This window comes from Streptomyces sp. NPDC047108, assembly GCF_040643575.1.
Taxonomy (GTDB): domain Bacteria; phylum Actinomycetota; class Actinomycetes; order Streptomycetales; family Streptomycetaceae; genus Streptomyces.
The window spans coordinates 163,063-186,560 of record NZ_JBEYUP010000010.1 but is presented as its reverse complement, the minus strand read 5'-3'; the positions used below and the strand labels follow the sequence as shown (position 1 = coordinate 186,560).

The following is a 23,498-nucleotide window of genomic DNA, read 5'->3' as shown; positions in this document are numbered from 1 at the left end:
CGTACCGGTGGTCATGAGCGCCGGGCGGCGGCGTCCGGCGGGAGCGCGCGGGGAGGCGCCGGTCCTGGAGCGCCTGCCCATGGGGTGACGGTCAGGAGGGCCGGGGGCAGGGCCGACGACCTAGAATCGGGGCCGTGCACTCCCCCCAGTCAGCCCGTCCGGGCACCGGAACACCGCCCGACCGCGCCGACGCTCTGCGGAGCGCTCTCGCGCGGCTGCTCGACGGGCTGCCTCCGCGCCAGGCCGCGCAGGCCGTGGAGCGGCTGATCGCCAACTACCGGGGGAGCACCCCCACGGACGCGCCTGTACTGCGCGACCGCTCCGACGTCGCCGCCTATGCCGCGTACCGGATGCCCGCGACCTTCGGGGCCGTGACCGCCGCCCTGACCGCGTTCCGCGAGCGGCTGCCCGACTGGACCCCGGCGCACCACGTGGACGTGGGCGGCGGCACCGGCGCGGCGGTCTGGGCCGTCGCCGAGGTGTGGCCAGGACCGCACGACCGGCCGACGACGGTGCTGGACTGGGCCGAGCCGGCGCTCGCCGTCGGTCGCGAACTCGCGGCGGACTCCGGCCTGCCCGTCCTGCGCTCGGCGACGTGGCGCCGCGCGGCGATCGGCGACGGACTGGCCCTGCCGGACGGCACGGACCTGGTCACCGTCTCGTACGTCCTGAAGGAGCTGGCCGAGGACGGCCGCCGGGCCCTGGTCGACGAGGCGGCGCGCGCCGCGCGCGCCGTCGTGCTGGTCGAGCCCGGCACCCCCGACGGGTACGCGCGCATCATCGCCGCGCGGGACCGGTTGCTCGCGGCGGGCCTGCGCGTCGTCGCGCCGTGCCCCCACAACGACGCCTGCCCGATCGAACCGGGCACTGACTGGTGCCACTTCGCGGCACGGGTCGGCCGCTCCTCCCTCCACCGCCAGGTCAAGCGCGGCTCACTGCCGTACGAGGACGAGAAGTTCAGCTACGTGGCCGCGGTGCGCGACAGCGTGCCCGGAGGCGTGGCCCGCGTGGTGCGCCGTCCCCAACTGCGCAAGGGCCAGGTCCTGCTGGACCTGTGCACGCCGGACGAGGGGCTGCGGCGCGCGACGGTGACCAAGCGCCAGGGCCCGGTGTACCGGGCGGCGCGTGACGCGGGGTGGGGCGACACCTGGTCCTGAGGGACCGGAACCGGGCAACCCGCAGCTTCCTTGCCGCGTGCCGCCAACGAGCCCTGGGCGCCTGCCCGATGATGCGGCGCCGCCCAGGGACGCAATCGGTTGCGTAGCACCGTACGAGGCACCTACGATCACGGGCCGGGCGTGGGGCGGCCGGTCACCGGGCGGACCCCGCACGCGCTGGAACGAACGGCTTCCGCCTCGCTCTCGCACATCTGTGAGCACGTACGAGGAGTCGAGAAGGTGCCGAAGTCACCGAAGGGTCCGGGGGACCGGTCCGCCGGCCGGGACGCCGTACCGCCCGCGGACGACCCCACCGGTACGCCGAACCCCGCCGGTGCGGCCGGGACTTCGGGCACGACCGGGACCTCGGGCACGACCGGGGATGCTGACGCGGCCGGGGCAGCGGATGTCGCCCGCGCACCCGACACGGAACTGACCCGGCGCGTCCAGGCGGGCGCGCCCGCGGCCGGCCCCGCCGTACGGGAACTCCACCGCCGCCACCTGCCCGCCGTCCTGACGTACGCCCGGCAGGCCACCCGAAGCGAGGAGGCCGCCCGGCACCTCACCGCCCAGGTCTTCGCGCGCGCCGAGGCGGAGACGTGCCGCGGCATCGACCCGGACGGGCCCTGGGGGCACCATCTGCTCGTGCTGGTACGGCGGTTGGCCGGCGCCTGGGCCGCCGACGGCCGCGAGGCGCGGCTCGCACCCGCGCTGGCCGACTGGTTCGAGCGGCCGGACCGACCGGACCGACCGGAGGGGCCGGAGGGGCCGGGACGGCGGCCCGGCGACGGCACAGCGCCCGACGCGTCACCGGTGCTGCGCGCCGCCTTCGACGGGCTCGCGCTCCGCACCCGCGGCGTCCTCTGGTACGGGGTGGTTGAGGAGGAACCGGCTGCCCGTACGGCGCTGTTCCTCGGTGGGGCCGAGTCGTCCGTGTCCGAGCTGAGGCCCCAGGCGCTGGACGCCCTGCGCAGGGCCTGCATCGAGCGGTACACGGAGGACGCCGGGGATGCCGGGGACGCGACCTGCCGCGCGTTCGGGCGCCTGATCGAGGCCGCGACCCAGGAGGGCGGCGGGCAGCGCGACGCGCACCTGGACACCCATCTCGCCACGTGCCGGCGCTGCGTGCGCGCGATCGAGCAACTCGACGCGCTCACCGCGGATCCGCGGACCGCTCTGGCCGGGGCTCTGCTCGGTTGGGGCGGGGCGGAGTACGTCGCCGCGTGCCCGCCCCGGACGCTCGCCGGTACCGGCTCCGGTTCGCCCCATGGCCCCGGCTCGCGCCCTGAGTCCGGCGCCGGCCCCGCGACCGTACGCCCCGGCCTCATGGGTTCCGCCGCCCCTCCGGCCGCGGCCGCCGCTCCCGTCGCACGCACCGGCGGGGCGGGGGAGCGGTGGGCTCTGCCGTTCATCCTCGTCGCCATGGCCGCGGTGGCGATCAGCGCCGTCGTGCTGCTGATGCCCGACTCGGAGGACCGCCCGCCGCAGGGACTCGGCGGTGAGGTGCCCCCGGCCGTTCCGGCCCCGCGTACGCCGTCCCCGCCCGCTCCCACGGCCACGACGAGCAGGCCGCCGGACCGCGCCACCCCGACGCCGAGCCGCACCCAGGCGACGCGCACGCCCAGGCCGACGCCCACGGCCCCGAACTCCCCCTCGGCGACGGCATCCGCCGTACTGGGCGACGCGTTCGCGTCCCTGGTGAACGCCGGTTCGGGACTGTGCCTCGATGTGGAGTCCCCGGACTTCGAGAAGCGCCCGGACGTGGTCACCGCTCCGTGCGGCGGATCGCCCACGCAGCAGTGGCGGATCGACGAGCAGGGCCTCGTCCATCTGCGGGCCGACCCGGACTTCTGCCTCGACGCCCAGGGCGACACCGAGGAGAACGTCGGCATCTGGCCCTGCAACCCCATCGAGGGGGACGAGCCGCAGAACCTGGTCTTCACCGCCGACCCGTCCGGCACCGTACGGCCGTTGATCGCCGCGGACTTCGCGCTGACGGCGCAGGACGGGGCACCCGGCGGCAAGGTCGGACTCCGTCCGGTCGAGGGCGGGGGCGAGGACGGGGACGGGCAGCGCTGGACCGCCGGATCGGCCGCGTGAACGACGCGTCAGGTCACCTAGGGCGCTTCTTCGCCGCCGCTCCGGCCGCCGTCGTGTTCGAGCCAGACGTAGTCGACCGGCTGAGCGGCGTTCCAGTCGGCGGCGAGGCCGGGGTCGACCCGCACGAACCCGGCCCCCAGGTAGCACCTGAGCGCCCGGTCGTTGTCCGGGTGCACCCGCAGGAAGACATCGGCGAAGCCGGTCCCGAGAGCCCGCTCGGCCAGGTGCCCGACCAGCACGCGGCCGAGCCCCTTCCCTCGGGCCCCGGGGGCGATGATGATCCGCGCGAGCTCGACCTCGTCCTCCTCCGCGTCGAGCCACAACTCCCCGTACCCGAGGAGCTGGTCGCCCTCGACGAGCACGTGGGCCTGTACGTCGTCGTCCTGCTGCCACCCGGAGATCGTCTGCTCGGACACGGGGAACTCGCTCCTCCCGCACCACAGGGTGACTTCCGTCGACGACGCGGGCCAGCTCGCCACCGCTTCAGCATGGGCGGGGGCAAAAGGAAGAAGATCCATGACGTACGTCCTTGTCCCTGTCGGCCCTTCTGATCCGGGCCGGTCCTTCAGATCCGGTCGTGAGACGCGGCCCTCCGGTCCGGGCCCGCGGAAGACCGACCCTACGGAGGGCCGCCCGGGCGTTCGACCCGTTTTCGTGCGGGACGGACCGGTCCGACCCCACGCGCACACCCGCGGCCGGACCGCCCGAGGGGCCCGGCACCTGGGGGCGGGTGAACGGCGGTGTGCGGGGGCCGCGTTGGCGCGGCCCCCGCACACGGGTGCCCTGGGCGCATGGGCGTACCGGCGTACGGACCCTCGCGCCCGTACCGGCGCGGCGCTACGCCGGACGCAGCTCCGCCGTGCAGCACTTCACGCTGCCGCCGCCCTTGAGCAGCTCCGACAGGTCGATGCCGATCGGCTCGTACCCCCGCTCCCGCAGCGGCTCGAACAGCCCCACGGCGCCCTGGGGCAGGAGTACGTGGAGACCGTCGGAGACCGCGTTCAGGCCGAGGGCCGCCGCGTCCGACTCCTCCGCGATGATCGCGTCGGGGAAGAGCCTGGCGAGGGCGGCGCGGCTGCCGGCCGAGAAGGCGGCCGGGTAGTACATCACCTCGTCGCCGCCGAGTGCGCAGAGCGCCGTGTCCAGGTGGTAGTAGCGCGGATCGACCAGCTCCAGGCCGATCACCGGGCGGCCGAAGAACTCCTGGGCCTCGGGATGGGAGAGCGGGCTGCTGCGGAAGCCGCGTCCGGCCAGCAGCCAGGACTCGGTGACGGCGAAGTCGCCCTCGCCCTCGTTGATGTGCTCGGGTTCCAGGATCTCGGTGAAACCGTGGGCGCGGTACCACTCGAGGTGGATGGCGGCTTCGTCGGCGCGCTGGGGATGCGCGAACTGCGCGCCGAGCACCCGGCCGTCCACGACGGTCGCGCCGTTGGCGGCGTAGACCATGTCCGGCAGGTCGGGCCGGGGCTCGAGTTCCTCGACGGTGTGGCCGAGCGCGCGATAACGGTCGCGCAGGTCCTCCCACTGCGCGACGGCGAGGGCCAGGTCCACCGGCTTCGACGGGTCCATCCAGGGGTTGATGGAGTAGGTGACTTTGAAGTGCGCGGGTGAGCACATCAAGTACCGGCGGGGAGTGAAGGTCGGGCGCAAGGAGACTCCTCACGGGTGTGGTGTGGGGCGCGGAAGCTGGCTGCCCGCGCGCTCACATGTTCCCCCCTGACGCCCGTTTCGTCACAGTGACTGTTCAAATGATTCGCGGAACACGGGAAAACATCAGGTGCCGGACCGGTTCTCCCGGGGTTCCTCCGGCCGGGTCCCGTCCTCTTCCGGCCCGGCTCCGCGCTCCCTCGCCTCCTTCAACTTCCGCAGCAGTTCCCGCTTTTCGGCCATCGGGTCCGCTCCGCCGCCCCGTCCGCGGCCGCCCCGGCCGCCGCCGCGCAGGGTGGAGCGGGAGAGGTTGGCGCGGGTGCCGCCGACGCCCAGCAGATTGCCCGTTCCGCCTCGGGTCATGAGTCCTCCTCGGTTCGCCGTCGCCCGACTCCGTGACGAGACGGTCCGTCTCGTTCGTTGCTCACCAGGATGCGGCGGCGCATGCCCGCTGTCAAGACGAAACGTCTCGCCTCGCGCTGGTAGATTCCTGCCATGGCCCAGACCCGTACCCCCGACGCGGCCCGCCGCAGTGAGCGGTCCCGCCGCGCGATCCTCGACGCCTCCCTCGACCTCGTCGGGGAGGTCGGCTATCCCCGGCTCACCATCGAGGCCATCGCCGCCCGCGCCGGCGTCGGCAAGCAGACGATCTACCGCTGGTGGCCCTCCAAGGCGGCCGTCCTCCTCGATGCCTTCGTCGCCCTGGTCGACGACAACGCCGAGGGCGCGTACGAACTCCCCGACACGGGCGACCTCGCGGCCGACCTGAAGCTCGTCCTGCGGGCCACGGTGGACGAGCTGAACGACCCCGCGTTCGACCTGCCGTACCGCGCCCTGGCCGCCGAAGGCACGATCAACGCCGAACTCGGAGCCGAGTTCGTGGCCAGAATCCTCGAACCGCAACTCCAGCTCTACGTCAAGCGGCTGCGCGCCGCCCAGAAGGCCGGGCAGGTCGCGGACGACATCGAGCCGCGCATCGCCCTGGAACTGCTCGTCGGGCCGCTCGCCCAGCGCTGGCTGCAGCGCACCCTGCCGCTCACCCACGCCTACGCCGACACCGTCGTCGACTACACCCTGCGCGGCATCGCCCCGCGCTGAGGCACACCCCGGGCGGGCACGGACGTCAGCAGGCCCGGCGCGTCCGTGATGATGCCGTTGCAGCCGAGCCGGAGCGCGCGGTCGCGGTCGCGCGGGGTGTTCACCGTGTGAGCCCACACGCGGGGGATGCCGGAGGCGGCCGCGCGCCGCAGGTCCTCGTCCCGGGCCTCGTGGTCGACGTCCAGCAGGTCCACGAAATCCCGCCATTCCGCGGGCCGGTCGTGCCGCATCTGGCGGGCCGAGCGCCAGAGCTGGGCCATGAGCCCCCTCCGGTGCGCCTCGCGGGCGACCGCGGGCCGGTTGGTGTTCACGAACACGGAGTCCGTCAGCCCGCGCTCCTGGATGAGGCGGGCGAGGCCCGGGAGGCTGTCCGGGTCCTTGGCCTCCAGCATCAGCACCGTCCGCCCGCCGAACCGGTCCAGGACCTCGGCCGCCGTCGGCGGGTGCTCGGGCCGCCACCGCCCGGGCAGGTCCGATCCCGGCCGCAGCCGCACCCGCCGCCACTCGCCCCGGGTGAGATTCCGCACCCGCCCCGCCCGCCCGGTCGTACGCTCCAGCGTCGCGTCGTGCATCACCACGACCGTGCCGTCCCGCAGGATCCTGGTGTCGAAGTCGAGCACCTGGACGACCCCGCTGCGCAGCGCGGCCGCCAGCCCGGCCATGGAGTTCTCCGGGACCTCCAGGGCGCCGCCGCGATGGGCCACGTAGACGATCTGCGGAAGGCGGCCCGCGGCGACCCGTCGACCGAGGTCGACGGGGACGACCGGCCCCGCCAGGGAGATCGAAAGGACCCCCGCCAGCAGTGACCTTGTGAGCATGAAGACAACGCTAGGTCCGTATTTCCGGACATGCCCCGCATGAGGGGCCAGGTGGATGGCGTCGCGGGGCACCCCGGATGAGGACTCGGGTCACCCGGGGAGGAGGATGGTGGCAGCATTGACCGGGCAACGGGTCGAAGTGAGGGGATACATGCAACGGCAGAGCAGGTTCTCCACATGGCTGCGCCGTCGTCCGAGGAGCGGTACGAGCGAGGCTGCGGGTGCGAGCGCCGCGGACGCCCGCGAGGACCTGCTGCTGGCCGCCGCCGGTGCCGGACTTCCGCTCGCCCAGGCCGCGTATCCCGAGGGCTACGGCTGTTCCTGCGACCGCATCGGCTGTCCCACCCCGGGCCGCCACCCGGTCTCCTTCGCCTGGCAGACCCAGGCCTCCACCGACGCCGAGCAGGTCGCCCGCTGGCTGCGGGCGAAACCCGAGGCCAACTTCATCACCGCCACCGGCATCAACCACGACGTCCTCGACGTCCCGTCCGAGGCCGGGCACAGCGCGCTGGAGCGGCTGGACGCCGAGGGCGTGGAGCTGGGCCCGGTCGCGGTGAGCGGCGAGGGGCCGCAGGGCCGCGTGCTGTTCTACACCGCCACCCGCGGCACCCCGGACGACGAGGACGAGTGGTGGCCGTGCGAGCTGGACTGCCACCCGGAGACGATGGACGAGCACCCGGGCCTGCGCTGGCACTGCCGCGGCAGCTATGTGCTCGTCCCCCCGGCCCGTCTCCCGTCGGAGGGCTCGGTGACCTGGCTGCGCGGCCCCGAGCTGCCGCTGCCCGACCCGCTGACGCTGCTGGAGGCGCTCACGGACGCGTGCGCGAAGTACGCCGACGAGGACGCGGGGCACGAGTCGGCGGCCTGGCCGCTCCGGCACTGACCGGCGCCGCCTTCCCGCGCCGGGGGCCCGCCTTCCCGTACGGGGACGCACCCCGGCCCGTACTGGTCACCGGTCCGCACGAACGGCACACCGGCCCGTACCGGTCACCGGCTCGCGCCGGACGGCCCACCGGCCCGCGCGGATCCGGCCTCAGCCGCCCTTCGCCGACGTCACGCCCTCCAGGCGGTTGAGGAACACCACCTCGCCCTGCGGCGGTATCCGCACGGCCGACTCCGAGATCCGCGACAGCGACAGCCACTTCCGCGGCTTGCCGGTCACCAGCGCACGCGCCGTGCTGTCCTTGATCTCGCCGACCCGGAAGCCCTCGGCCATCGTCCGCTTCTCCGCGTGGTGCGCCGCGAAGAACGCCAGTGCGCCGCCGTCCGCGAGCCGCAGCGCCACCGGGGCGTACTGCGGGGGCTTCGCCGGCTGGTCGATGTACTCGGTCCAGAACTGGGCCGTCCTGCGCAGCTTGTCGCGCGACTCGACCTGCCCCGTCGTGGCCTGGCCCTCGGCGAACCTCTTGCCCTTGTTGCCCTTGCCCGCCTTGAGATAGCGGGTGTACGCGGTGCTGAGCCGCCCCGGTGCCATCGCCAGGCCCTGCCCCGCCCCGCGCGCGACGGGCTCGGCCCAGCCCTCCTCGTCCGTCCTGAAATCCGGCACCTCGTCCGGGCTCAGGATCGACAGGTAGGCGGCCTTCCACGGCTGCTTCGCCCCGTCCCGGACGAAGAGCAGCAGCCACCGGTTGTCGTCCCGGTTGCTGTCGGCGTCCGCCAGGAAGAACTTCGGCCAGCCCGCCTGCTTGGGGATCGTGAACTTCGCGTCCGTCAGCTCCAGTTCGGGGTAGCCGGGATACCCCGAGGGCCGGGTCTTGCGCTGGGCCTGCACCCCGGGCTGGTTCATCGCCTGCAGCGGGCCGGTCTCGACCCGGGCGAGCGCCGCGGGGTTCGACGTGCGGTACGCGGTGTTGTAGCCCTTGGTGAACGTCTCCAGGGCCTTGGGCGCGTCAGCCTTCGACACCGCCGGGACGATCTCCCGTTCGCCGTGCACCGTCACGCACCCCGTCAGCACCGGTGCCAGCAGCGCCGCGGCCGACAGCAGCACCGTCGTCCTGCGTCGTGTGCGTGCCGTCGGGCCGGTGCGCATCCGCCTCGGCGTCACGGGGCTGGGGTGCAGCGCGCTGCGGGTCATCGGGGCCGGGCTCCTTCGGGGACACCTTCGAGGCTGCCTGAGTCGGCGCAACCCTACCGGGGGCGAAGAAGAACGCGAGGGTGGGTACCAGATACGCCACCCATACGACGACCTGGAGCACCGTCGGGTCCGGCTGGAAGTTCACCGTGCCCTTCAGCAGCGTTCCGTACCAGGTGTCCGGCGGGATCGTCGCGCTGATGTCGAACGCCTTGGTGCCCAGGCCCGGAAGGAACCGCGCCTCCTGCAGATCGTGGAATCCGTACGCCAGCACACCCGCCGCCACGATCACCAGCAGACCACCGGTCCAGGTGAAGAACTTCGCCAGGTTGATGCGCAGCGCGCCCCGGTAGAACAGCCAGCCCATGGCCACCGCCGTCGCCAGCCCGAGCACCACTCCGATCAGCGGCCGGGACGTGCCGTCGTCGGTCGCCTTCACCGCGCGCCACACGAACAGCGCGGTCTCCAGGCCCTCCCGGCCCACCGCGAGGAACGCGGTCGCCACCAGCGCACCGGTGCCGACGGCCAGCGCCTGGTCGAGCCTGCCCTGCAGCTCCGCCTTCAGATGCCGCGCGGTGCGCCGCATCCAGAAGACCATCCACGTGACCAGGCCGACCGCCACGATGGACAGCGAGCCACCCAGCAGTTCCTGTGCCTCGAAGGTGAGTTGCTGCGAGCCGTACTCCAGCGCCGCGCCGAAGCCCAGGCTCAGGGCCACGGCGATGCCGATGCCCGTCCAGATGGGCCGCAGCGCGTCCCGGCGGCCGGTCTTGACCAGATACGCGACCAGGATGCAGACGACGAGACTGGCCTCCAGCCCCTCGCGCAGGCCGATCAGGTAGTTGGCGAACATCAGGCGCCCTTCTTCCCGGTGGCCTCGAAGAGCTCCCGGCCCCACCAGTCGTCCTTGTCCCGGACACCCGGCGGGACGGCGAACAGGCCGGAACTCACGTGCTGGATGTACTCGTTCAGCTCGTCGCGCGCCAGGCTCTTCTGGACCGGCACGAATCCGGTGCGCACATCGCGCTGGTAGGCGATGAAGAACAGCCCGGCGTCCAGCAGCCCGAGCCCGTCCGTGCCGTCGGTGAAGGAGTAGCCCCGCCGCAGGAGCCGCGCCCCGCCGTTGTTGTCCGGGTGCGCCAGCCGTACGTGCGCGATCTCGGGCATCGCCTTGAGGTCCGGCTCGTCGCGCTCGCGCCGCTTGCCGTACGGGGCGCCCTCGCCCTTCGTCCGGCCGAAGATGTCCTCCTGCTCCTTGAGCGAGGTGCGGTCCCAGGTCTCGATGCGCATCCTGATGCGGCGGGTGACGACATAGCTGCCCCCCGCCAGCCAGGACGGGCCGTCCTTCTCCGAGACCCACACGTGCTTGCGCAGCGCGGGGGTGTTGGTGCCCGCGATGTTGCGGGTGCCGTCCTTGAACCCCATGAGGTTGCGCGGGGTCTGGGCGTCGGGCGTGGTGGAGGAGGTCTTGCCGAAGCCGAGTTGCGACCAGCGGATCGCGACCTTGCCGAAGCCGATCCGGGCGAGGTTGCGGATGGCGTGCACCGCCACCTGCGGGTCGTCGGCGCACGCCTGGACGCAGAGGTCGCCGTGGCTGCGGTCGGGGTCGATGCTGTCGCCCGCGAAGAGCGGCAGGTCGATCAGGGCCTCCGGCAGCGCGGACTTCAGCCCGAAGCGGTCCTTGCCGTCCTTCTCGAAGAGCGTGCGGCCGAAGCCGACGGTGACGGTGAGGCGGGACGGCTTGAGGCCGAGGGCCTCGCCGGTGTCGTCCGGCGGGGCCTCCGGTATGCCGCCGACCGCGCCTTCGCCGACCGAGTGGCCGGCCGTCATGGCCGCGGCCGCCTTCGTCCATTCCTTGAGCAGGTCGGCCAGTTCCTCACGGGAGTCGGTCTTCACGTCGAACGCGGCGAAGTGCAGCCGGTCCTGGACGGGCGTGGCGATCCCGGCCTGGTGCTCGCCGTGGAAGGGAATGGCCGCGCCCTCGCTCGCCACGGGCCGGGTCTCGTCCCCTCCGGAGGACAGCGCGACGGCCGTCCCGCCCGCCGCTGCCGCGCCGAAGGCCAGCCCCGCTCCGCCCCAGCCCAGAAGGGAGCGGCGGGAGGGGGCGGGGCCGCCGCCCTGGGCCACGCCGTCGCCGTCACCACCTCCGGCTGCCGTGGTGCCCTGGGTCGGCTCGGTGCTGTCGGCGGTCATCGACGCGTCTCTCCCTGCTGGTCGGCGACGGGCTGCGTGCCGGTCGGACCCGGGGACGGCTGCTCCCCGGTGACGTCCCGTCCGCTGCCCGGCGGTTCCTCGGTCGTTCCTCGGTCGTTCCTCGGTGGTTTTTCGAAGGCCGCTCGACCGCTACTTCACGACGGCCGCGGCGAGCTTGGACAGCGGCTCCGCCAGGGAGTTGACCCCGTCCGACAGCTCCTTGCGCTCACCCTTGCCGACCTTGTCGTAGGAGGTGAACTCGTACGAGGAGGTGTCCTCGCGGTACTCGTCGAGGAGCTTGTTCAGGGCGGCGAACTGCCGGTCCAGCTCCTTGGTGAGGGCCGGGTCGTTCCCGGCCGCGACGGGCTTCAGCAGCTCGTACGACTTCTGCGCGCCCTCGACGTTGGCCTTGAAGTCGACGAGGTCGGTGTGGCTGTAGCGCTCCTCCTCACCGGTGACCTTGCCGGTGGCGACCTCGTCCAGCAGCTCCTTGGCGCCGTTGGCCATGGCGGTGGGGTTGATCTCGGCCTTGCCGACCCGCTTCTGCCAGTCCTGGAGGTCCTTGACGAGGGTGCCGGCGAGCTCCTTCTCCTTCGCGCCGATCTTCTCGTCCTTCCAGAGGGCCTTCTCCAGACGGTGCCAGCCCGTCCACTCCTGGCCCTTCTCCAGACCGTCCTCGCGCAGGTCGACCTTGGGGTCGATGTCGCCGAAGGACTCGGCGACGGGCTCGGTGCGCTCCCAGCCGATGCGCGAGGGGGCGTACGCCTTCTTGGCGCCCTCGACGTCGCCCTTCTTCACGGCCTCGGTGAAGACCTCGACCTTCGGCAGCGTCTCGTCGGCCTGCTCCTGGGCGTAACGGCGGTACTCCGCCACGGCCTTGTCCAGCCGCGGGTCCGTCTTCCTGGCCGCGCCCTCGCCGGTGGCCCGCACCTTCTGCCGTATGCCCTGGCCCTTCATGCCGGGCTTGCAGGCGATCTCGTACGCACCGGCCTTGACCTCGGCCGTGATCTCGGCGGTGGTGCCGGGGCCGATGTTCTCCCGCTCGGTCACGATCCGGTCGCCGGGTGCGTAGATGTAGACCTCGGTGACCTTCTCGCCCGTGTTCTCCACCGCGAGCTTCACATGACCCGCGGGGAACTCCTTCTTCGAGACCTCGCACGCGGAGTCGGACGCCGTGACCTCGACGGCGTCGGAGCTCTTGGCGTCGCTCTTCTCGGCACAGCCGGCGACCGCGGTGAGGACCACGGCGGCGGCCAGCGCGACGGCGGCACCAGAGGGGTTACGGACGGCTCGCATGCAGGCTCCAGGCAGGGTCGGACCTTCGGGACGGCGGCGGTGAGGCCGCCCTAACTTATCTGAGGCTTACCTGAATAGCCGTCGGCGGTCCAGTGATCCCGGTCTCACTGCGAATCGCCCGGACCGGCCGTCAGTGGGCCGTGTCATCATGATCGAGGCTTTTGTGTTCGCCTTGCGGACGGGTGCGACATCTGGGGGGATGATGGCTCAAACCATGCCATTCGGCGCCGTTCTGCGGGAGTTGCGCGGCGCTCAGAAGACGGCCAAGGGCGTCTCTCTGTACTCACGCCACATCAACCGCCCCGCGGGGCGGGTCATCGCCGCGGCGGCGTACCGTATCGGGCTGACGCCCAATCAAGTCACGCTGGTCAGCGCGGCGTTCAGCTTCTCCGCCGTAGCGGCCCTGGCCTTCACCCCTCCCTCGTGGCCGCTCGCGCTCACGGTCTATCTGGGGCTCGCGGTGGGCTTCGCGTTCGACTCGGCGGACGGCCAGCTCGCCCGGCTGCGGAAGGAGAGCAGTCCGGCGGGGGAGTGGCTCGACCACGTCGTGGACTGCGCGAAGATCACCGCGCTGCACGCCGCGGTGCTGATTTCCTTTTACCGATTTTTTGAACTGCCCGGCCCGGGCTGGCTGCTGCTGCCGCTCGGTTTCCAGTTCGCCGCCGTGGTGACGTTCTTCGGCGGACTGCTCACCGACAAGCTCAAACCGAAGGCGGGGGCGACCGTGCTTCCGGCCGCCCCCTCGCGCATCAGGGCCGTCGCCCTTCTCCCCGTGGACTACGGCGTCTTCTGCGCGGTCTTCCTGCTGCTCGGCAACGAGCGGCTGTTCCTGGGGGCGTACACGGCCCTCTTCGCCGTGCACGCCCTCTTCCTGGCGGCCTTCACGGCGAAGTGGTTCCGGGAACTGGCTGCGATACGCCCGGCGTGACCGGCTGCGTGGTGAGCACGTCCAGGGCACGGCGGAGCTGCGTGCTGGACGTGTGCACGGTGTAGGGGAAGTAGACGACCTCGACGTCCACCGCCTTGAAGTCGCGCTCCAGCTTGTCGCCCTTGGGCGTGCCCCGCCAGTCGTCCCCCTTGAAGATCACGTCGAACCTGACCTGCTGCCAGGTCTCCAGCTTGTCCGGCACGGTCTCGACGAACGCGGCGTCCACGAACCGGATGGAGCGGACGATCTCCAGGCGCTCGACCAGCGGCACCACCGGTGCCCTGCCCTTGGCCAGCTCCGCCATCTCGTCGGAGACGACCCCCGCCACCAGGTAGTCGCACTGGCTGCGGGCGTGTCTGAGGATGTTGAGATGGCCGACGTGGAAGAGGTCGTAGACCCCGGGCGCGTAGCCCACGGTGTGCGGCATGGATGGAACCCCCCAAAGTGCGATGCGCTCCCCAGCACATCCGAGCCACGACGATAGCCCGGCCCCCGCCCTCGTACAGGAACATTGCGAAAGCCGAACAGTCAGAGAAAAACGACATGTTGCACCGGCGGCCGACTCACGACAGCTAGGGTGCATCTGATCGACTCTGGGGGGAGAAGATGCGCCATGGCTGACCATGGGGGGCGGCGTCTGCTGCTGGTGTCCACCAACTACGCGCCCGAGCAGGCCGGAATCGGCCCGTACGCCACGCAGATCGCCGAGCATCTGGCGGCCGAGGGGGACGAGGTCCACGTGCTCGCCGGGATGCCGCACTACCCGGCCTGGCGGACCGACCCCGCCTACCGCGGCGTGTGGCGGACCGAGGAGCGGCGCGAGGGCGTACTGATCCACCGCAGACGCCACACCGTGCCCGCACACCAGACCGCGGTCCGCCGCGCCCTGTACGAGGCGTCGATCCTCGCCCACTCCCTGGCCGCTCCGCCGCGCACGGGCCGGCCCGACGCGGTGATCGCCCAGCTCCCCAGCCTCGCGGGCGGAGTCGCCGGTGCCCGTCTCGCACGGCGGTACGGCGTCCCGTACGTCCCCGTCGTGCAGGACCTGATGGGCGCGGCGGCGGCGCAGAGCGGCATCCGCGGCGGGGACAGGGCGGCCGCCGCCGCCGGCCGGGTCGAGTCCCATGTGCTGCGGCGCGCCACGCTCCTCGGCGTCATCCACGAGACCTTCGTGGACAAGGTGGTGGCCATGGGCGTGCCGCGCGAGCGCATCCGGCTCGTCCCCAACTGGTCGCACGTCGCCCGCCCGTCCCGCCCGCGCGCCGAGATGCGGGCGCGCCTCGGCTGGCGGGAGGGGCGCACGGTCGTCCTGCACTCCGGCAACATGGGGCTGAAGCAGGGCCTGGAGGTCCTCGTCGACGCCGCGCGGCAGGACCCTGCCGTGCACGTCGTCCTCATGGGCGACGGCAATCAGCGCGAGCATCTGCGCTCCCTCGGCGCCGGACTGCCCAATCTCCACTTCCTCCCGCCCGCCGACGAGGCCGAGTTCCCCGATGTGCTCGCCGCCGCCGACGTCCTCGCCGTCACGCAGCGGGCCTCCGTGCTCGACATGAGCATCCCGTCCAAGCTGACCTCGTACTTCGCCGCCGGGCGACCCGTCGTCGCCTCCGTCGCCGAACAGGGCGGCACGGCCGCGGAGGTCCTCCGCTCGGAAGCGGGAGTTCTGGTTCCGCCGGAGAATCCCTCCGCACTGCTGGCCGCTGTCCGTAAGCTGGCTGAAGACCCCGACGCCGCGGACGCGCTGGGGTCGCGCGGCCCGGAGTACGTCGATGCCCACCTCAGCCGCGAGGCGGGCCTGGCCCGGATCACCGGGCTGCTCGACGAGGCGCTCGAGGGCCCGCCCGCACGGCCGAGGGGGGCTCGGACATGACAGCGATGACGGATCGTGCCGGTGGGGCACAGACGCACGAGGAACCGGACCTGCTGCGCGACCAGTTCAGACAACTGCTGCGCTACCGGTCTCTGCTGGTGGTCGGAGTCGTCCTCGGACTGCTCGGCGGCGCGTGGATCGGACTGGCGGGCGGCAAGTCGTACGTGGCCACGAGCGAGGTCACCGTACGGCCCGCCACCATCGACCCGTTCGCGCCCGGCAGTTCCACACCCGACAAACAGGTCAGCATCGGCTCCGAGCGGCAGACCGCGGTCAGCAACGCGGTCGCCTCGCGCGCCGCGAAGGACCTCGGGACGCCGGACGACACCGAACGGCTTCAGGCAGGCCTCCAGGTCACCAACCCGCCCAACACCCTGGTGCTGCGCTTCGCCTACACCGACACCGCGCCCAGAACGGCCGCGGAGCGGGCCAACGCCTTCACCCAGGCCTACCTGGACAACCGCAGGCAGCAGACCCAGTCCCAGATCGACAACATGGTCAAGGGCTACCAGAAGCAGCTGAAGCCCCTGGAGAAGCAGCGCGACGAACTCGCCGACCAGATCGCCGGCCTGGGCGAGGGCCGGACCCTGGACACCACGCTGTCCGTCCAGTCCGGAGTCGTCGGCAAGATCTCCGAACTGAACTCCAACATCACCAAGTTGAAGGCCCTCGACACCACACCGGGCTTCGTGGTGCGCACGGCCACCCCGCCGAACGACCCGTCCGGGCCCGGCCTCCCCATGCTGCTCGGCCTCGGCGCGGCCGTCGGCATCGGCCTCGGTCTGCTCGGCGCCTGGGTGCGGCTGGTCTTCGACCCCACCGCGCGCTCCGCGAGCGACGTCGTACGGGCCCTGCGCGCGCCCGTGCTCGGCACCCTGCCGCGTCCCGGGCGCGGCAAGGACGCCGAACCGCTCCTCGCCGAGGGCCGGCTCGCGGAGGAGTACCGCTCGGTTGCCTTCCGCCTCGCCTACGACCAGCGGTTCGCCGACCGGCGGCGGCTGATGGTCGTCGCGCCGCGCGGCAGCATCGACACGGCGGCCGCAGCATCGGTGAACCTCGCCGCCTCCTTCGTCGAGATGGGCCGCGACGTGCTGCTCGTCGAGGCCGATCTGCGCACGCCCTCGCTCGCGGCGCGGCTGCGCGCGGCCGACGGCATCCGGCCCGGCTGGGCCACCCGCACCTCCCCGCGCGGCGAGGGCGGATGGCCGACCGGTGAGGAACTGCCCATCGACGCGGGCGAGTCCGGCGCCTTCGACCTCATCCCCGGCAGCCGCGTCCGCAACGTCGCCCGCGCCCTGACCGCGGCCCCGGCCACCCGGCTGATCGCCACGGCCGACGCGCCGGAGGCGGTGGTGGTCGTCCTGGCCCCGGCCGTGCTGTCGTACGCCGACGCGATCGCGCTCGCCGACCGCGTCGACGGCGTGCTGGTCGTCTGCGACCCGCGTCAGGTGCGCCGCGACGACCTCGACCGCATCCGCGAACTGATCGACGGCGCGGGCGGCACGGTACTGGGAGCGGTCCTCCACACGGAGCGCGGCAAACAGCGCCGGGAGAACGCCCCGTCGAAGGCCGCACGTCGCCGGGCCGGGGTGGACGAGGACGTGCCGCCGTCGTCCGCCGCCGACGAGCTGCGAGCCTCGGACGCGGAGGGTCCGGGCACCCTGGCGCTCCGTGCGGTGGACCCGGCGGACCTCCCGGTCCGCACCCCGCGCCGGTGACGGACGGGCGCCACGGAGACGACGCGGAGGGCCGGGACGAGGACGGTCCCTCCGCGGGGGGCCGTCCTGCGGACGGTTCCGGGGGAGGGGCCGGAGCGCGTTCCGGCGGTGCCGGGGAGGAGCCGGTCTCCGGAAGCGGCAACGGCGGCATCGGCGGTTCCGTGGATTCCGGCCGGCCGGACGGCGACGGAACTGCCGTACGCCCCGGGGGTGTTGAGGCCGCCGGAGGCGCGGTGAGCCACGGCCGCGCGCCAGCGGAGCCAACGGGCTCAGCGGACCCAGCTGACTCAACGGATTCCGCGGAGCCCGTGGCTTCCGCGGGACCGCGCGACGGGGGGATCGGGACGCGGCTCGCCGTCGTGGCGTCCGTCGCCGATCAGGGCGTCGCCGCGCTGACCAACATCGTCGTCCTCATCGTCGCCGCCCGGCTCTCCACCGCCGCCGGGTTCTCCGTCTTCTCGCTCGTCTACACCGTCTTCACCGTGCTGCTCGGCCTCTCCGTCTCCTACGTCGGGCAGGCGCTCGTCCTGGAGCGCGGATCGGCCGACGGGATACGGGCCGCATGCCGTTCCGCGGTCGGCTTCACCGCCGCGGCCTCCACCACGATCGGCCTCGTCTCCGCCGCCGCGCTGGCGTTCGTGCCCGGCGGGACCGCCGCCGGCCTGTGCGCGCTGGGGCTCGTCCTGCCGGTGGTGCTCACGCAGGACGGCATGCGGTACTGCTTCTCCACGCTCCGGATGCCGCACTTCGCCCTCGCCACCGACCTCGTACGGCTCGCCGCCGTCGTACCGGCCCTCGCCGTACAGCCCCAAGGCGCCGGCCCCGCACGTCTGGTGGCCGTGTGGGGGCTGTCCGCCGTGCCCGCGCTCCTCGTGGGCGCCGCCCTGCTGTTCCCGCGGCTGCGGGGGCTGCGCGGCGATCCGCGCGGCCTGCTGCGCCGCGGTCACCTGGGCAAGCGCTTCGTCGTGGAATTCGCGGTCGGCAACGCGTCCAGTCAGCTCGCGGTCGTCGGACTCGGCCTGTTCGCCAGCCCGTTGGCCGTCGGCGCGCTCCGGGGCGCGACGACCTTGTTCGGTCCGATGAACGTCCTCTTCAACGCTTCGACGGCCTTCGGGCCGCCGATCCTCGGACGCTTCCCGACCCCCTCCCGCAAGGTACGCGCCACCGTGCTGCTCGCGGCCGTCCTCTCCGGGGTCGCCGCCGTCTGGGGACTCGTCCTCATCGCCCTGCCGGACCGCTTCGGGCGCCAACTCCTCGGTGACACCTGGGCGTCGTCCTCCGCGCTGCTCCCGGCGACCGGCAGCCAGTACGCAGCGATCGCCCTCGGCACGTGCGCGCTCCTGACGCTCCGCGTCCTCCGCCCCCGGGCCACGCTCCCCATCCAGGTGGTCTTCTCCCTCCTGTCGGTGGGGTGCCTCCTCGTGGGCTACGCGCTGGGCGGTGTCCTCGGCGCGGCCTGGGGACTGTGCCTCGGCTCCGGCCTCAAGGCGTGCGCGGCGTGGCTGCGCATCGCGTCCGTACGGCGTGAACGGCCGACGGCGGACGATGCGTCGTCGCAGCCCGTGGAGATGTCCGGGGGCATCATCCCGGAGACGGCTGCGGACAGTCCCGCGGAGAGCCGACGGGAAGCGGCGGCGGATGACGGCGTCCCGAGGCCGTCCGCCTGAAGGCCCCGGATCACTGACCCGACACCCCAAAACAAGGAGCTGTTGGAACAGGCGGTGGCAGGGGCGGCAGGATTTGAACCTACGGCTCACGGGTTTGGAATCCGTTGCTCTGGCCTGGCTGAGCTACGCCCCCTCGATGTCCTCAGCCTGTCATCCGGGTGCGACCGGCCGCCATGGAATTATGCGGCCGCGCCTCGCACACCCTCTCAGGAACACCGCCGGCCACGCGGCGACTTCTCCAGGACGCGGGGCCGCACTCCGCAGGCGCCGCGGGCCCGGCTCCGGGGCCTTTCGCGGGCGCAGACGGGGGCTCAGCGCCGCAGCAGATCCTCCGGGCCCGCCGGGAAGCGGTGGAGACGTCGGCCCGCGTCCCTCATGGCCGTCAGCAGTCCGTAGCCCTCGGGGGCCGAGAGGATGCCTCGGGGGACGGCGATCCGTACGAGGTCCATCGTCTGGTACGCGGTGATGCCGCGCCGCAGGGCGTACCGGTACGCCTCACGGTCGTCGGTGATCCAGCGCGAGCCCTGGAACGCGTCCCACTGCTCGATGACATGGCAGGTCTGGGCCTCGCCGAGGTGCTGGAGCGGGCGGGAGCGGTGGCCGCCGAAGACCGCGCGCCGGATGACCTCCACCCGCCGTACGTCCCCGGCCCGCTCGATCTCCACGGGATCGCCGAGCCATCCGTCCCTGAACACCCCGTCCAGGTCGGGCAGATGGCGTACGGAACGCCGCGCCTCGAAGGCCACGGCCTCGGTCCACCGGCCGCGGCGGTCGAGGATCTTCTCGAGCACGTCGAGCCTGCTCACCGCCGCGAAGTTGCACAGGACCGTGTTGTCCGGGAACCACCATGCCCTCATGGAGTGAAGACCGGCTCCCCGTCCTCCGACGGCTCCGTCTCGGCCTCGGCCTCGGGGCCGTTCGCGGCGAGCAGGATGCGGACGTCGTCCACGTCGCTGTCGAGGAGGGCCGCGAGGGGGCGGAGGGTGCTCTCCCCGGCCTGGTAGGCGGTGAACAGCCCGTTCACCAACCGTACGGGTGGGAGCGGGGTGTTGGAGCCGGCCGCCTGGGTCATGCAGGCGCCGATCGTGCCCGCCCGTTCGTGGCAGTCCGCGGTCGTCAGCCGCCGCAGCCGCCCCCGGCACGCGTCGTCGACGAGGCCGAGAGCGCGCAGCCGTGCGGCCATCGCGCTGGGCGAGACGCGGTACCGGGTGACGAGCCCGGCGAACGCGTCCTCGCCGGGCGGCCCGGAGACCCGCGCCCGCACGTCCTCCTCCGGCATGAGCAGGGCGGCGGCGAAGGCATTCGCCCGGATCTCGTCCGGATCGTCGGCGCGGCCGGGGGCCATGCCGCTCTCGGCGCGCAAGTCCTGGGCGTCACCGGCCAGTACGTGCGCCAGCTCATGGGCGAGGGTGAACCGCTGCCGCGTCCACACCGGGTGCGTGGCGATGACGACCAGCCGGAAACCATCGGTGTGCCAGGACAGTCCGTCCATCCCGCCCGGGAGCCGGGTGACGGCCACGTCCACGCCGAAGACGCGCGCCCATGCGGCGATCAGTTCGCCGGTGTCCAGACCGGACAGGGGAGGGACGCCCGCCTCGCGCAGCGCGCGGAGCGCGCGCTCGGCGAGCGCGGCGCCCTGTTCGTGGGGGGTGCCGTCCCCCGGGGCGGCGGGCAGGGGCGGGAGGTCCGGCGCCCGGCCGAGGAGTGCGAGCACGTCGTACGCCGCGGTGTACCTGCCGGCGAGATCTTCCAGTTCGCGCCCGTCCGGTGTGGGGACCGCGCTCGTACGGGCGGCGGGCGCGGGACGGGCGGGCGTTCGTCCGGCGAGGAGCCAGTCGACGGTGACGCCGCCCGTGTCGGCGATGAGCGCCAGTTCGAGCGAGGTGAACCGCCGCGCCCCGCCGAGCGACTTCGACAGCTTGTCGCCGGTGATCCCGATGACCTCGGCGAAGGCCGCCTGGCTCGGAGCGACGCGACCGATGATCGCGCGGACCCGGTCCGCGATGGTCTCGTCCATGGTTTCAGGCTAGGTGGCGCTTGCGATTATCGCAACGGGGGCAGGGCGGGTGCTTGGCCCCGCCGTTCCGGGGGCCCCGCGCGGCCCATGGTGCTCACGGGTTCCGCGCCTCGTACGCCCCCAGCTCGGCGAGCAGGCGGCGAAGGAACGAGCGCGCCTCGGCGATCTCCTCGTCGGGCAGATCGGCGCCGAGTGCGCGGTGCATCGCGGACGCCCGGTCCGTGACCCGCTCCAGGGTGTCCCGCCCGGCCGGTGTCAGGGTCAGCAGCGGGGACCCGCGGTGGTCGGGGTTGGCCGTGTACTCGGCCCGCCCGAGCGCCACCAGGTCGTTGGCGACGCGCTGGACGTTCTGCCGGGAGACGCCGAGGCGGCGCGCGGCGCGGGCCACCGTGACCGGCTCTTCGGACGCCACGCTCAGCACCTGCCACCGGGCCTGGGTGAGCCCCTCGGCCTGGGCGAGCGACTCTCCGGACCTCCGCAGCGCGCCCGCCGCCTCGAAGATGTCGGCCACCAGGAGTGCCATCTCGTCAGCCATTCCGCCCTCGCCTTCCCGTGTCCTTCGATGCGTCCGGTCCACATTGACAACGTGTTGTCGATCTGTGAATCTGTTGTCAGTTTACGCATGATGCACCACGAAGGGAAGCGGAACCATGCCGAAGATCGATCTCTACCGGAACGTTCACATGGGCCAGCGGGCGCGCCTGTTCGCCCTCGCCGTCGACGTCGGGTCCGCCGACGTCGCCGACCCCAAGGCCGTGAGCGAGGTGATCGACCGCTGCCTGGCGATGACCGGGGAGCTGCGCGAGCACGCCGACCACGAGGACACCTTCATCCACCCGCTGCTGCGGGACCGGGCGCCTCAGGCCGCCGCTGCTCTGGACGCCGAACACCTGCGGCTCGACGCCGCGCTCGCCGAACTCGACGCCCACGCGGGCGCGCTGCCCCTCACCCCCGCCGCGGAGCGGCCCGACGCCCAGCACCGCCTCTATCTCGCCCTGAACGAACTGATCAGCGCCTATCTGGCTCATCTGCACGCCGAGGAGACCGTGGCGATGCCCGCCCTGCGGAACAGCTGCGGGGAGGACGAACTCCGCGCCGCCTTCCGGGGGTTCCTCGCCTCCCGTACGTCCGAGGAGCGTGCCCTCGACATGCAGCGGATGCTGTTCGCCCTGCCGCCCTCCGTCCGCGAGGAGATCGCGCCCGGCGCGTAGCCCGCGAAGTGCGTGTGGTCCATCTGGTGCGCGTGGTCCGTGTGGTGCGCGCGGTGCGCGGACCGGCGGACGTGGCGCCCGGCGCCTGAGCCGTACCGTTCGGCGTCGGGCTTTCGGCGCCGTCAGCGCAGCAGCTTCCGGCCCTCCGAACGGAAGGTCGTCACCAGCGCCAGGCACAGCAGGGCGATCCCCACCCGGCCCGACGCCTGGAGCAGCGGACCGCGCAGCAGGATGAAGGCGTAGCCCGCGATCAGAGGGGTGACGATCGCCAGCACGTTCCCCGGCCGTGGATCGTCCAGCGTCCGCTCGGTGTAGCGGCGGTCGCCGCGGGCGCACAGATAACCCAGGCCGAGGAAGCCTCCCGTCATGCCCACCGGGCCGAAGTCCAGCCAGAGTTCGGCCCACAGGGGTGAGGACAGATTGGTGTTGCTCATGCCCATCCACTGGCCGACCCGGACGCCCGAGTCCAGCGGCTTGCCGTGCCACACCGACCGCGGCACGAAGAAGAAGGCCGAGGCGGTGATCTGACGGCCGTAACTGTGCCCGGCGCCGGAGTCGACGAACGTGATGGTGTTGGCGAGCATGCCGACCTGGTCGTAGTCCTTGCGCACCAGCGGGTCAAGGACCGATGAGGACTCCATGGGCCGGTGGCCCTCGTCGTCGTACCGGAACCGGTCCATGAACGGGAACAGCAGCAGCGCGGCCACCACCCCCATGGCCAGCGCCGCCCGGTACATCACCGGACTGCGCGGGAAGGCGGTGAAGAGGATCGAGAACATCACGGTCAGGAACCAGTAACGCGGGTTGGACACCGGGTTGTTGACCAGGATGTTGATCCCCAGCAGGCCCGTCCACATCGCGATCACCAGCGGCCGCCGCCGGGCGTGGCGGGAGGTGACCAGCCAGCGGGTGAGGAAGAGGAAGGCCAGCAGCGCGGGCACCGTACCGAAGCCGCGCAGGAACGCCGAGCCGACCTGGGACTCGCCGCCCCCGGAGACCCCGCTGCTCTGGATGCCCTCGCTGATCTCCTGCCGGCTGCTGAAGAAGACGGCGGGGCCGCCCAGTTTGACCACGAACAGCGCGCTCGCCACGTACGCCACCGCCACGAGCAGATACAGCCGGCGCCGGCTGACCGAGGCCGTCCGCCGGTTCGTGCGCCGGCGCAGCACGGGCCGGTGGCGGGCCAGGAGCACGCCGACGTCGAACGCCACGCAGCCGCACAGCCCGAGCGACACCGCCAGCACCACGTCCCCGCGCGTCCCTACGACGGGGGTCGGCGTCTGGCCGAGCACCGCCTGGGCAAGCGGTGCCACGCCCAACGCCACGTACACGAACAGCCAGAACGAGCCCTGGATCAGGCGTCGGCGGGCGGTCAGCGTCATCGCCGCGAGGCGGGCGCCCGCGTAGCAGGTGAGCACGAGCTGCAGCCAGTACGCCTCGTCCCGCACGCCCGGTCCGGGCTGCACGGCCACCAGGACGGGGAGGAAGAAGACCAGACCGAGCACCAGGGGGACGGCCAGCGCGCGGGAGAGGACGGCGCGCGGCGAGACAGGCGGTACCTCCAGCCGCACGGCACCGGCGTCAGGCCCCCTGCCGCCCGGGCCCGTTCCGTCGGGACCCGTTCCGTCCGGATCCGTCCCGCCGGGACCCGTTCCGTCAGCGCCCCCGCCTCTGCCTCCGCCCGGATCCGTACTCCGTACGTCGACT

Annotated in this window: 22 protein-coding genes and 1 tRNA gene; 9 read left to right on the top strand and 14 right to left on the bottom strand. The window is 72.8% G+C overall.

What is annotated here, in order from left to right:
• Nucleotides 1-134 precede the first annotated feature (134 nt).
• Both ABZ822_RS21260 and ABZ822_RS21255 read left to right on the top strand, forming a co-directional pair.
• The gene (locus ABZ822_RS21260; RefSeq protein WP_360856181.1) at nucleotides 135-1,157 is read left to right on the top strand and encodes a small ribosomal subunit Rsm22 family protein; all 1,023 of its coding nucleotides are present in this window, start codon (nucleotides 135-137) and stop codon (nucleotides 1,155-1,157) included.
• Between the two features lie 240 nt (nucleotides 1,158-1,397).
• Nucleotides 1,398-3,257 carry a ricin-type beta-trefoil lectin domain protein gene (locus ABZ822_RS21255; RefSeq protein ID WP_360856178.1) on the top strand — a complete coding sequence of 620 codons (1,860 nt, stop codon included), beginning with the start codon at nucleotides 1,398-1,400 and terminating at the stop codon, nucleotides 3,255-3,257.
• A 17-nt stretch (nucleotides 3,258-3,274) separates the two neighbouring features.
• On the opposite strand, the gene ABZ822_RS21250 is transcribed toward ABZ822_RS21255, so the two are convergent.
• From ABZ822_RS21250 to ABZ822_RS21240, 3 genes are all read right to left on the bottom strand, one after another.
• Nucleotides 3,275-3,775, bottom strand: a complete 501-nt coding sequence (locus ABZ822_RS21250) for a GNAT family N-acetyltransferase (RefSeq protein WP_360856175.1) — start codon at nucleotides 3,773-3,775, stop codon at nucleotides 3,275-3,277.
• Between the two features lie 319 nt (nucleotides 3,776-4,094).
• Complete coding sequence (gene ddaH, locus ABZ822_RS21245; RefSeq protein ID WP_360856172.1) at nucleotides 4,095-4,907, bottom strand: dimethylargininase; 813 nt, start codon at nucleotides 4,905-4,907, stop codon at nucleotides 4,095-4,097.
• A gap of 123 nt (nucleotides 4,908-5,030) precedes the next feature.
• Nucleotides 5,031-5,267 carry a DUF6243 family protein gene (locus tag ABZ822_RS21240; RefSeq protein WP_360856169.1) on the bottom strand — a complete coding sequence of 79 codons (237 nt, stop codon included), beginning with the start codon at nucleotides 5,265-5,267 and terminating at the stop codon, nucleotides 5,031-5,033.
• 132 nt (nucleotides 5,268-5,399) lie between these two features.
• On the opposite strand from ABZ822_RS21240, the gene ABZ822_RS21235 reads away from it, so the two are divergent.
• Nucleotides 5,400-6,002: a TetR/AcrR family transcriptional regulator gene (locus ABZ822_RS21235; protein ID WP_360856166.1), complete on the top strand. Its 603-nt coding sequence runs from the start codon at nucleotides 5,400-5,402 to the stop codon at nucleotides 6,000-6,002.
• Here the strand turns inward: ABZ822_RS21235 and ABZ822_RS21230 are convergent.
• On the bottom strand, nucleotides 5,972-6,820 hold the full coding sequence (locus ABZ822_RS21230; RefSeq protein ID WP_360856163.1) for a glycerophosphodiester phosphodiesterase family protein: 849 nt from the start codon (nucleotides 6,818-6,820) through the stop codon (nucleotides 5,972-5,974). The genes ABZ822_RS21235 and ABZ822_RS21230 overlap by 31 nt on opposite strands.
• Nucleotides 6,821-6,971: 151 nt before the next feature.
• Between ABZ822_RS21230 and ABZ822_RS21225 the strand changes: the two genes are divergently transcribed.
• Nucleotides 6,972-7,703 (top strand): bifunctional DNA primase/polymerase, encoded by a 732-nt coding sequence (locus ABZ822_RS21225; RefSeq protein ID WP_360856160.1) that lies wholly within the window; start codon nucleotides 6,972-6,974, stop codon nucleotides 7,701-7,703.
• 150 nt (nucleotides 7,704-7,853) lie between these two features.
• On the opposite strand, the gene ABZ822_RS21220 is transcribed toward ABZ822_RS21225, so the two are convergent.
• The 4 genes from ABZ822_RS21220 to efeO all read right to left on the bottom strand — a co-directional run bounded on the left by ABZ822_RS21220 (nucleotide 7,854) and on the right by efeO (nucleotide 12,380).
• Nucleotides 7,854-8,723: a hypothetical protein gene (locus tag ABZ822_RS21220; protein ID WP_360856282.1), complete on the bottom strand. Its 870-nt coding sequence runs from the start codon at nucleotides 8,721-8,723 to the stop codon at nucleotides 7,854-7,856.
• On the bottom strand, nucleotides 8,710-9,744 hold the full coding sequence (gene efeU / locus ABZ822_RS21215; RefSeq protein ID WP_360856157.1) for an iron uptake transporter permease EfeU: 1,035 nt from the start codon (nucleotides 9,742-9,744) through the stop codon (nucleotides 8,710-8,712). Before efeU ends, ABZ822_RS21220 begins: the two co-directional genes overlap by 14 nt.
• Nucleotides 9,744-11,084, bottom strand: a complete 1,341-nt coding sequence (gene efeB / locus ABZ822_RS21210; protein ID WP_360856153.1) for an iron uptake transporter deferrochelatase/peroxidase subunit — start codon at nucleotides 11,082-11,084, stop codon at nucleotides 9,744-9,746. The genes efeU and efeB overlap by 1 nt, the downstream gene beginning before the upstream one ends.
• 150 nt (nucleotides 11,085-11,234) lie before the next feature.
• Complete coding sequence (efeO, locus tag ABZ822_RS21205; RefSeq protein ID WP_360856150.1) at nucleotides 11,235-12,380, bottom strand: iron uptake system protein EfeO; 1,146 nt, start codon at nucleotides 12,378-12,380, stop codon at nucleotides 11,235-11,237.
• Between the two features lie 214 nt (nucleotides 12,381-12,594).
• Between efeO and ABZ822_RS21200 the strand changes: the two genes are divergently transcribed.
• Entirely contained in the window at nucleotides 12,595-13,308 is a 714-nt protein-coding gene (locus ABZ822_RS21200) for a CDP-alcohol phosphatidyltransferase family protein (protein WP_360856147.1), read from the top strand.
• Here the strand turns inward: ABZ822_RS21200 and ABZ822_RS21195 are convergent.
• On the bottom strand, nucleotides 13,262-13,735 hold the full coding sequence (locus tag ABZ822_RS21195; protein WP_360856144.1) for an adenylyltransferase/cytidyltransferase family protein: 474 nt from the start codon (nucleotides 13,733-13,735) through the stop codon (nucleotides 13,262-13,264). The genes ABZ822_RS21200 and ABZ822_RS21195 overlap by 47 nt on opposite strands.
• A 186-nt stretch (nucleotides 13,736-13,921) precedes the next feature.
• Between ABZ822_RS21195 and ABZ822_RS21190 the strand changes: the two genes are divergently transcribed.
• The 3 genes from ABZ822_RS21190 to ABZ822_RS21180 all read left to right on the top strand — a co-directional run bounded on the left by ABZ822_RS21190 (nucleotide 13,922) and on the right by ABZ822_RS21180 (nucleotide 18,563).
• Entirely contained in the window at nucleotides 13,922-15,178 is a 1,257-nt protein-coding gene (locus ABZ822_RS21190; RefSeq protein WP_360856141.1) for a glycosyltransferase family 4 protein, read from the top strand.
• Nucleotides 15,175-16,896 carry a lipopolysaccharide biosynthesis protein gene (locus ABZ822_RS21185; RefSeq protein WP_360856138.1) on the top strand — a complete coding sequence of 574 codons (1,722 nt, stop codon included), beginning with the start codon at nucleotides 15,175-15,177 and terminating at the stop codon, nucleotides 16,894-16,896. The genes ABZ822_RS21190 and ABZ822_RS21185 overlap by 4 nt, the downstream gene beginning before the upstream one ends.
• A 338-nt stretch (nucleotides 16,897-17,234) precedes the next feature.
• Entirely contained in the window at nucleotides 17,235-18,563 is a 1,329-nt protein-coding gene (locus ABZ822_RS21180) for a hypothetical protein (protein ID WP_360856279.1), read from the top strand.
• A gap of 55 nt (nucleotides 18,564-18,618) precedes the next feature.
• Here the strand turns inward: ABZ822_RS21180 and ABZ822_RS21175 are convergent.
• The 4 genes from ABZ822_RS21175 to ABZ822_RS21160 all read right to left on the bottom strand — a co-directional run bounded on the left by ABZ822_RS21175 (nucleotide 18,619) and on the right by ABZ822_RS21160 (nucleotide 21,115).
• Nucleotides 18,619-18,696 (bottom strand) — tRNA-Trp (locus ABZ822_RS21175).
• Nucleotides 18,697-18,874: 178 nt separating this feature from the next.
• The gene (locus ABZ822_RS21170; protein ID WP_360856135.1) at nucleotides 18,875-19,420 is read right to left on the bottom strand and encodes a hypothetical protein; all 546 of its coding nucleotides are present in this window, start codon (nucleotides 19,418-19,420) and stop codon (nucleotides 18,875-18,877) included.
• Nucleotides 19,417-20,580: an ImmA/IrrE family metallo-endopeptidase gene (locus ABZ822_RS21165; protein WP_360856132.1), complete on the bottom strand. Its 1,164-nt coding sequence runs from the start codon at nucleotides 20,578-20,580 to the stop codon at nucleotides 19,417-19,419. Before ABZ822_RS21165 ends, ABZ822_RS21170 begins: the two co-directional genes overlap by 4 nt.
• Before the next feature lie 94 nt (nucleotides 20,581-20,674).
• Nucleotides 20,675-21,115, bottom strand: a complete 441-nt coding sequence (locus ABZ822_RS21160; protein WP_360856129.1) for a MarR family winged helix-turn-helix transcriptional regulator — start codon at nucleotides 21,113-21,115, stop codon at nucleotides 20,675-20,677.
• A gap of 115 nt (nucleotides 21,116-21,230) precedes the next feature.
• On the opposite strand from ABZ822_RS21160, the gene ABZ822_RS21155 reads away from it, so the two are divergent.
• Nucleotides 21,231-21,791, top strand: coding sequence for a hemerythrin domain-containing protein (locus ABZ822_RS21155; protein WP_360856126.1), 561 nt, complete (start codon nucleotides 21,231-21,233; stop codon nucleotides 21,789-21,791).
• A 122-nt stretch (nucleotides 21,792-21,913) separates the two neighbouring features.
• Here ABZ822_RS21155 and ABZ822_RS21150 read toward each other — a convergent pair whose 3' ends face one another.
• Entirely contained in the window at nucleotides 21,914-23,362 is a 1,449-nt protein-coding gene (locus ABZ822_RS21150; protein WP_360856123.1) for a hypothetical protein, read from the bottom strand.
• Between the last annotated feature and the right edge of the window lie 136 nt (nucleotides 23,363-23,498).

What these genes read in the sequence shown, in the direction of transcription:
- ABZ822_RS21230 (WP_360856163.1), bottom strand. Translation starts at nt 6,820, where the DNA reads ATGCTCACAAGGTCACTGCTGGCGGGGGTCCTTTCGATCTCCCTGGCG.
- efeU (WP_360856157.1), bottom strand. Translation starts at nt 9,744, where the DNA reads ATGTTCGCCAACTACCTGATCGGCCTGCGCGAGGGGCTGGAGGCCAGT.
- ABZ822_RS21235 (WP_360856166.1), top strand. Translation starts at nt 5,400, where the DNA reads ATGGCCCAGACCCGTACCCCCGACGCGGCCCGCCGCAGTGAGCGGTCC.
- efeB (WP_360856153.1), bottom strand. Translation starts at nt 11,084, where the DNA reads ATGACCGCCGACAGCACCGAGCCGACCCAGGGCACCACGGCAGCCGGA.
- efeO (WP_360856150.1), bottom strand. Translation starts at nt 12,380, where the DNA reads ATGCGAGCCGTCCGTAACCCCTCTGGTGCCGCCGTCGCGCTGGCCGCC.
- ABZ822_RS21240 (WP_360856169.1), bottom strand. Translation starts at nt 5,267, where the DNA reads ATGACCCGAGGCGGAACGGGCAATCTGCTGGGCGTCGGCGGCACCCGC.
- ABZ822_RS21185 (WP_360856138.1), top strand. Translation starts at nt 15,175, where the DNA reads ATGACAGCGATGACGGATCGTGCCGGTGGGGCACAGACGCACGAGGAA.
- ABZ822_RS21225 (WP_360856160.1), top strand. Translation starts at nt 6,972, where the DNA reads ATGCAACGGCAGAGCAGGTTCTCCACATGGCTGCGCCGTCGTCCGAGG.
- ABZ822_RS21165 (WP_360856132.1), bottom strand. Translation starts at nt 20,580, where the DNA reads ATGGACGAGACCATCGCGGACCGGGTCCGCGCGATCATCGGTCGCGTC.
- ABZ822_RS21155 (WP_360856126.1), top strand. Translation starts at nt 21,231, where the DNA reads ATGCCGAAGATCGATCTCTACCGGAACGTTCACATGGGCCAGCGGGCG.
- ABZ822_RS21170 (WP_360856135.1), bottom strand. Translation starts at nt 19,420, where the DNA reads ATGAGGGCATGGTGGTTCCCGGACAACACGGTCCTGTGCAACTTCGCG.
- ABZ822_RS21195 (WP_360856144.1), bottom strand. Translation starts at nt 13,735, where the DNA reads ATGCCGCACACCGTGGGCTACGCGCCCGGGGTCTACGACCTCTTCCAC.
- ABZ822_RS21190 (WP_360856141.1), top strand. Translation starts at nt 13,922, where the DNA reads ATGGCTGACCATGGGGGGCGGCGTCTGCTGCTGGTGTCCACCAACTAC.
- ABZ822_RS21250 (WP_360856175.1), bottom strand. Translation starts at nt 3,775, where the DNA reads ATGGATCTTCTTCCTTTTGCCCCCGCCCATGCTGAAGCGGTGGCGAGC.
- ABZ822_RS21200 (WP_360856147.1), top strand. Translation starts at nt 12,595, where the DNA reads ATGCCATTCGGCGCCGTTCTGCGGGAGTTGCGCGGCGCTCAGAAGACG.
- ABZ822_RS21160 (WP_360856129.1), bottom strand. Translation starts at nt 21,115, where the DNA reads ATGGCTGACGAGATGGCACTCCTGGTGGCCGACATCTTCGAGGCGGCG.